The 6,090-nt window shown below is 71.2% G+C and carries 4 protein-coding genes; all 4 read left to right on the forward strand.

What is annotated here, in order from left to right:
* Positions 1–1,431 (forward strand): protein translocase subunit SecD (gene secD / locus ABZ809_RS34320; protein ID WP_357566817.1); only part of this gene is annotated, 1,431 nt, incomplete at its 5' end.
* A gap of 1 nt (position 1,432) precedes the next feature.
* Positions 1,433–2,629, forward strand: coding sequence for a protein translocase subunit SecF (gene secF / locus ABZ809_RS34325; protein WP_357566818.1), 1,197 nt, complete (start codon positions 1,433–1,435; stop codon positions 2,627–2,629).
* Positions 2,630–2,730: 101 nt separating this feature from the next.
* Positions 2,731–3,297 carry an adenine phosphoribosyltransferase gene (locus ABZ809_RS34330; protein WP_357566820.1) on the forward strand — a complete coding sequence of 189 codons (567 nt, stop codon included), beginning with the start codon at positions 2,731–2,733 and terminating at the stop codon, positions 3,295–3,297.
* 194 nt (positions 3,298–3,491) lie between these two features.
* Positions 3,492–5,993: a bifunctional (p)ppGpp synthetase/guanosine-3',5'-bis(diphosphate) 3'-pyrophosphohydrolase gene (locus tag ABZ809_RS34335; protein WP_357566821.1), complete on the forward strand. Its 2,502-nt coding sequence runs from the start codon at positions 3,492–3,494 to the stop codon at positions 5,991–5,993.
* Positions 5,994–6,090: the final 97 nt, after the last annotated feature.

Genomic DNA, 6,090 nt, shown 5'->3' on the forward strand with positions numbered 1-6,090 from the left:
AGCGCCGCCCCGTCGGGCAGCGCCGGGCCGAAGGTGACCCCGTCGGCGAGCGGCGGCCAGGGCGGCATGGCCCCGGCACCGAGCGCCAGCGCGTCGGCCGCGCCGAGTGCCACCCCGTCGGCCGCCGCCCCGACGCCGAGCGCCAGCGGCCAGCCGGTGCCGCAGAGCGTCGAGGAGCAGCGCAAGGCCGTCGAGCAGAAGGTCGGCGCCGCCGCCTGGGCCGCCGCGAGCGGCCTCCAGGCCCCGGCCGACCTGACCGCCGACCCGTCGCTCGCCGACAAGCTCAAGCCGTTCGCCACGCTGGACCCGCGCGAGGTCGCGGTGCTGCCGGCGCAGATGCAGTTCAACGTGCCGCAGATCAGCTGCGCCCAGCTCGACAAGCGCCCCCCGGCGTCGATCTCCGCCGCCGACCAGCAGGTGGTGGCCTGCGAGGACGGCGCCGCGAAGTACCTGCTCGACCAGGCGAAGGTGCTCGGCACCGACGTCGACGACGCCAGCGGAGTGATGGACCAGACCAGCCAGTGGGTGGTCAGCCTCGACTTCTCCGGCGACGGCCAGACGAAGTGGACCAACCTGACCCGCGAGGCGTTCAACAACGAGGGCCAGGCCTGCGACGCCACCGCCCTCGGCCAGGACGGCAAGTGCCGTGTGGCCGTCGTGCTGGACAACGAGATCGTCTCCTCGCCCGAGATCCAGGGCGTGCTGACCGGCAACTCGCAGATCACCGGCAACTTCACCCAGCGCGACGCCAACGCCCTGGCCGGCCAGCTCCGCTACGGCGCGCTGCCGGTGACCTTCGAGGCGCAGGAGCAGCAGAACGTCACCGCCACCCTGGGCGCCAGCCACCTGCGGGCCGGTCTGCTCGCGGCGGGCATCGGCATGGCGCTGGTCATCATCTACTCGTTCTTCTACTACCGCCTGCTCGGCTCGGTGATCTTCCTGAGCCTGGTGCTGTCGGCGCTGCTGGTCTTCGGCGCGCTGGTGGTGCTCGGCCGGCAGATCGGCTTCACCCTCACCCTCGCCGGCATCGCCGGCATGATCGTCTCACTCGGTGTGGCGGCGGACTCGTTCGTCATCTACTTCGAGCGGCTCAAGGACGAGATCCGCGAGGGGCGCAGCCCGCGCAGCGCCGTCCCGCGCGCCTGGACCCGGGCCCGCCGGACGATCATCTCGGCCAACGCGATCACGCTGATGTCGGCCGTGGTGCTCTACGTGGTCTCGGTCGGCGCGGTGAAGGGCTTCGCCTTCGCGCTCGGCCTGGCCACGGTGCTGGACCTGGTCGTGGTCTTCCTGTTCCGTCACCCGATCATGACGATGTTCGCCCGCACCTCCGCGTTCCTGTCCCCGCGGGTCAGTGGCCTCGGGCGGGCGTTGCCAGCCCGGACGGCCGAGCCGACCGCGTCCCGCAACCCGCGCGCCAAGGAGGCCTGAGATGGCTGGCAAGAGTGGTCTCGCGAGCCGCCTCTACCGCGGTGAGGCCGGCCTCGACATCGTCGGCAAGCGCAAGCTTTGGTTCGGCGTCGCGCTCGGCCTGATCCTGCTGGCGCTGCTCAGCTTCGGGCTGCGCGGCTTCAGCCTGGGCATCGAGTTCGCCGGCGGCAACTCGTTCCAGATCCCGGCCAGCGTCGGCACGCTGGAGCAGACCGAGGCGAAGGTCGACGAGGCCCTCGCCACGGCCGGCGACGGCGCCCACGTGGTCACCACGCAGAAGGTCGGCGGCACCGGCGGCGACTTCTACGAGGTACGCACCACCCAGCTCGACACCGAGCAGGCCAACGCCGTCAAGGACGAGATCGCCCAGGAGTTCGGCATCGACGCCGCCACCATCAGCGGCAACCAGGTCAGCGAGGCGTGGGGCAGCCAGGTCACGTCCCGGGCGCTACTCGGTCTGGTCGTGTTCATCGCGGTGGTCATGGTCTACCTGATCCTGCGCTTCGAGTGGCGGATGGCGGTCGCGGCCGTCTCCTCGCTGATCATGAACCTGATCCTCACCGCCGGCATCTACTCGCTTGTCGGCTTCGAGGTCACCCCGTCGACGGTCATCGGCTTCCTCACGATCCTGGGCTTCGCGCTCTACGACGTGGTGGTGGTCTTCGACAAGGTGCAGGAGAACACGCGGGGCATCACCGCGAACAACAACCAGACGTACGGCGAGGCGGCCAACCTGGCCATCAACCAGAGCCTGATGCGGTCGCTGAACACCTCGGTGGTCGCGCTGCTGCCCGTCGGTGGTCTGCTCTTCATCGGTGCCGGCCTGCTCGGCGCGGGCACCCTGAAGGACCTCGGCCTGGTGCTGTTCGTCGGTATGGCGATCGCGTTCCTGACCTCGATCCTGCTGGCCACGCCGCTGCTGGTGCTGCTGAAGAACTACGAGCCGCGGATCCAGGCGCACAACAAGCGGGTGCTGGCCCGCCGGGGCGCCATCGCCCGGGGCGAGGTCACGCCGAAGGGCACGGCCCCCCGCTCCGCCGAGGCCACCGACGAGCCGATCGACCCGGAGGCGGCGGCGCTGGCCGGCGCCGCGCCGAAGGTGGGCTCGCGGCCGGCCGGAAAGCGGCCCACCGGTGCCCGGGGCGGCCGACCGGCCGGCGGCGGTGGCAACCGGCCGGGCGGCGGCAAGCGGCGCTGACCCGGGCCGGGCAGACCCGGTAGGAACCGTCCAGACGGCGTCCTTCATGCTGTGCGAGCAGCATGGAGGACGCCGTCGTCGTGAAGGGGAGCGGAACTGCCGTGACGGAGACCCACAGCACCGGGGTACGGGGAGACAGCGGCCCGGACGCCGCCGCGCTGGTGGCCAGCCGGGTACTCGACGTGCCCGACTTCCCCAAGCCCGGTGTCATGTTCAAGGACCTGATGCCGCTGTTCGCCGACGGTGACGCGTTCCGTGAGGTGATCGACGGCATCATCGCGTACCACGGTCGGGAGTCGTTCGACACGGTCGTCGGCATCGAGGCGCGCGGGTTCGTGGTCGCGGCGGCCATCGCGTACGCGACCGGGGTCGGCGTGGTGCCGGTACGCAAGGCCGGCAAGCTGCCCCGCCCGGCGTACTCGGCCTCCTACGCCCTGGAGTACGGCGAGGCCACGCTGGAGGTGCACGAGGACGCCTTCACGGCCGGGCACCGGGTGCTGGTGGTCGACGACGTGCTGGCCACGGGCGGCACGGCCGAGGCGACGCTGGCCCTGGTGGAGCGGGCCGGGGGGACCGTTGCGGGCTTCACGGTGCTGCTGGAGCTCGGGTTCCTCGGCGGTCGGGAGCGATTGGCGCCCCGCCCGGTCCATGCCCTGTTGACCGTTTGACCACGCCAACCGTCGGACGGACCCGGTGGGGACCGTCCGGCGGAGCGGCGGGGCACGGTGCGTGCGGGTAGCATTGCCCTTTGCTGACCGGACGGGCCCCGTCCGGGCGGCGCGAGACCAGGCCGGCCGGCGCACGGTCGGTGTTTTCCCGGCGAGCGGTGAGGAGGCCGGTGTCCCACGATGTCGCCCCTCCGGTGGAGGGCACGGTGCACCCGACAGGCGACGCGGACAGCTCGGTGACCGCACGGAACGGTGACGCCCCGACCCGGGACGTGGGCTCCGGCCCGGTCAACCCGGCCGAGGCCGTACGTCCCGACGCGACGCGCCCGGCGAGCGGCGCGGCCGGGGGCGGCGCGGGCGCGGCGACCGAGGGGGTCGTGCTCCCGTTCCCCACCGACGGCGCGGGCGATCCCGTGCCGAGCGCGGGCTTCGCGCTCTCCACGGCGCCCACCGGCCGCAGGGTCCGGGCCCGGCTGGCGCGGTTCAACGCGCCGTGGCAGTCCTCGCAGGTCAGCGAGGTGCTGGAGCCGCTGATCTCGACGCACCGGGACGCCCATCCCAAGGCCGACGCGCGGCTGCTCCAGCGCGCCTTCGACACCGCGGCCCGCTGGCACTCCGGGCAGTACCGCAAGTCCGGCGACCCCTACATCACCCACCCGCTCGCGGTGGCCACGATCCTGGCCAACCTGGGGATGGACACCACCACCCTGGTGGCCGCCCTCCTGCACGACACCATCGAGGACACGGAATACACCCTCGACCAGATGCGCGCCGACTTCGGTGGCGAGGTGGCGCTGCTGGTCGACGGGGTGACCAAGCTCGACAAGGTGAAGCTGGGCGACGCGGCCAAGGCCGAGACGATCCGCAAGATGGTCGTCGCGATGGCCAAGGATCCGCGGGTGCTGGTGATCAAGCTGGCCGACCGGCTCCACAACATGCGTACGCTCACCTTCCTGCCCCGCCCCAAGCAGGAGCAGAAGGCGAAGGAGACGCTGGAGATCCTGGCCCCGCTGGCCCACCGGCTGGGTATGAACACGATCAAGTGGGAGTTGGAGGACCTCGCCTTCGGGACGCTGTTCCCGAAGCGCTACGAGGAGATCCTGCGGCTGATCGGCGAGCACCAACCCCAGCGCGAGGCGCTGCTGCGCCAGGTGACCCAGAAGGTGCAGGTCGACCTGAAGGCCGCCAAGATCAAGGCGGAGACCACCGGGCGGCCGAAGCACCTCTACTCGATCTACCAGAAGATGATCGTGCGGGGGCGGGACTTCAACGACATCTACGACCTGGTCGGGGTGCGGATCCTGGTCGACACGGTGCGGGACTGCTACGCGGCGCTGGGGGTGATCCACGCCAACTGGCAGCCGGTGCCGGGCCGGTTCAAGGACTACATCGCCATGCCCAAGTTCAACATGTACCAGTCGCTGCACACGACGGTCATCGGGCCCACCGGCAAGCCGGTGGAGATGCAGATCCGCACGTACGCGATGCACCGCACCGCCGAGTTCGGCATCGCCGCGCACTGGAAGTACAAGGAGCACAAGGGCACCCAGATCGTCGGTCCGCCGGCGCACATCGACGAGATGACGTGGCTGCGTCAGCTGCTGGACTGGCAGCGGGAGGCGGCCGACCCGAGCGAGTTCCTCGACGCGCTGCGGTTCGACCTGTCGAGCCAGGAGGTGTACGTCTTCACCCCGAAGGGTGACGTCATCCCGCTGCCGACGGGGTCGACGCCTGTGGACTTCGCGTACGCGGTGCACACCGAGGTCGGGCACAAGTGCATCGGGGCGCGGGTCAACGGCAAGCTGGTGCCGCTGGAGTCGACGCTGTCCAACGGCGACGTGATCGAGATCTTCACGTCGAAGTCGGACACGGCCGGCCCCACGCAGGACTGGCTGGGCTTCGTCAAGAGCCCCCGGGCGCGGACGAAGATCCGGCAGTACTTCAACAAGGAGCGCCGCGAGGAGGCGATCGAGGCCGGCAAGGACGCGATCGTCAAGGCGATGCGCAAGCAGGGCATGCCGTTGCAGCGGATGCTCACCTCCGAAGCGCTGATGGCGATCGCCCGGGACCTGCACCTGGCCGACGTGGCCTCCCTCTACGCGGCGGTCGGCGACAGCCAGGTCTCCGCCCAGTCGGTGGTGCAGAAGCTGATGGCCGCGTACGGCGGCGAGGAGGGCGCGGCGGAGGACATCGCCGAGACCGCCGTCGCCACCCGGCCGCCCCGCAGCCGGCAGAGCAGCGCCGATCCCGGTGTGGTGGTGCGCGGGGTCAGCGACGTGTGGATCAAGTTGGCGCGCTGCTGCACGCCCGTACCGCCGGATTCGGTCTTCGGCTTCGTCACCCGCTCCGGCGGGGTGAGCGTGCACCGGGACGACTGCGCCAACGCGGAGGACCTGCGGGCGCAGAACGAGCGGGTGGTCGAGGTGAGCTGGAAGCTCACCTCCGCCTCGACGTTCCTGGTCGCCATCCAGGTCGAGGCGCTCGACCGGCACAAGCTGCTGGCCGACGTGACCCGGGTGCTCTCCGACGAGCGGGTCAACATCCTCTCCGCGACGGTCACGACCACCCGCGACAGGGTGGCGGTGAGCCGGTTCAGCTTCGAGATGGCCGACCCGAAGCACCTGGGCCACCTGCTGGCCGCGGTCCGCAAGGTCGACGGCGTCTTCGACGCCTACCGCGTAACCTCCGGCGCCTAACCCCGCGGGTGACCGGGCACCCGTGGCGCCTCGACGGCCGCCCGGTGGCGCAGTGGAGCCGCCCGGGCGTCACACCGGTGCCGTCCTGCTGCCGCTG

Origin of the sequence: Micromonospora sp. NPDC047074 (assembly GCF_040643815.1) — a bacterium.
Taxonomy (GTDB): domain Bacteria; phylum Actinomycetota; class Actinomycetes; order Mycobacteriales; family Micromonosporaceae; genus Micromonospora.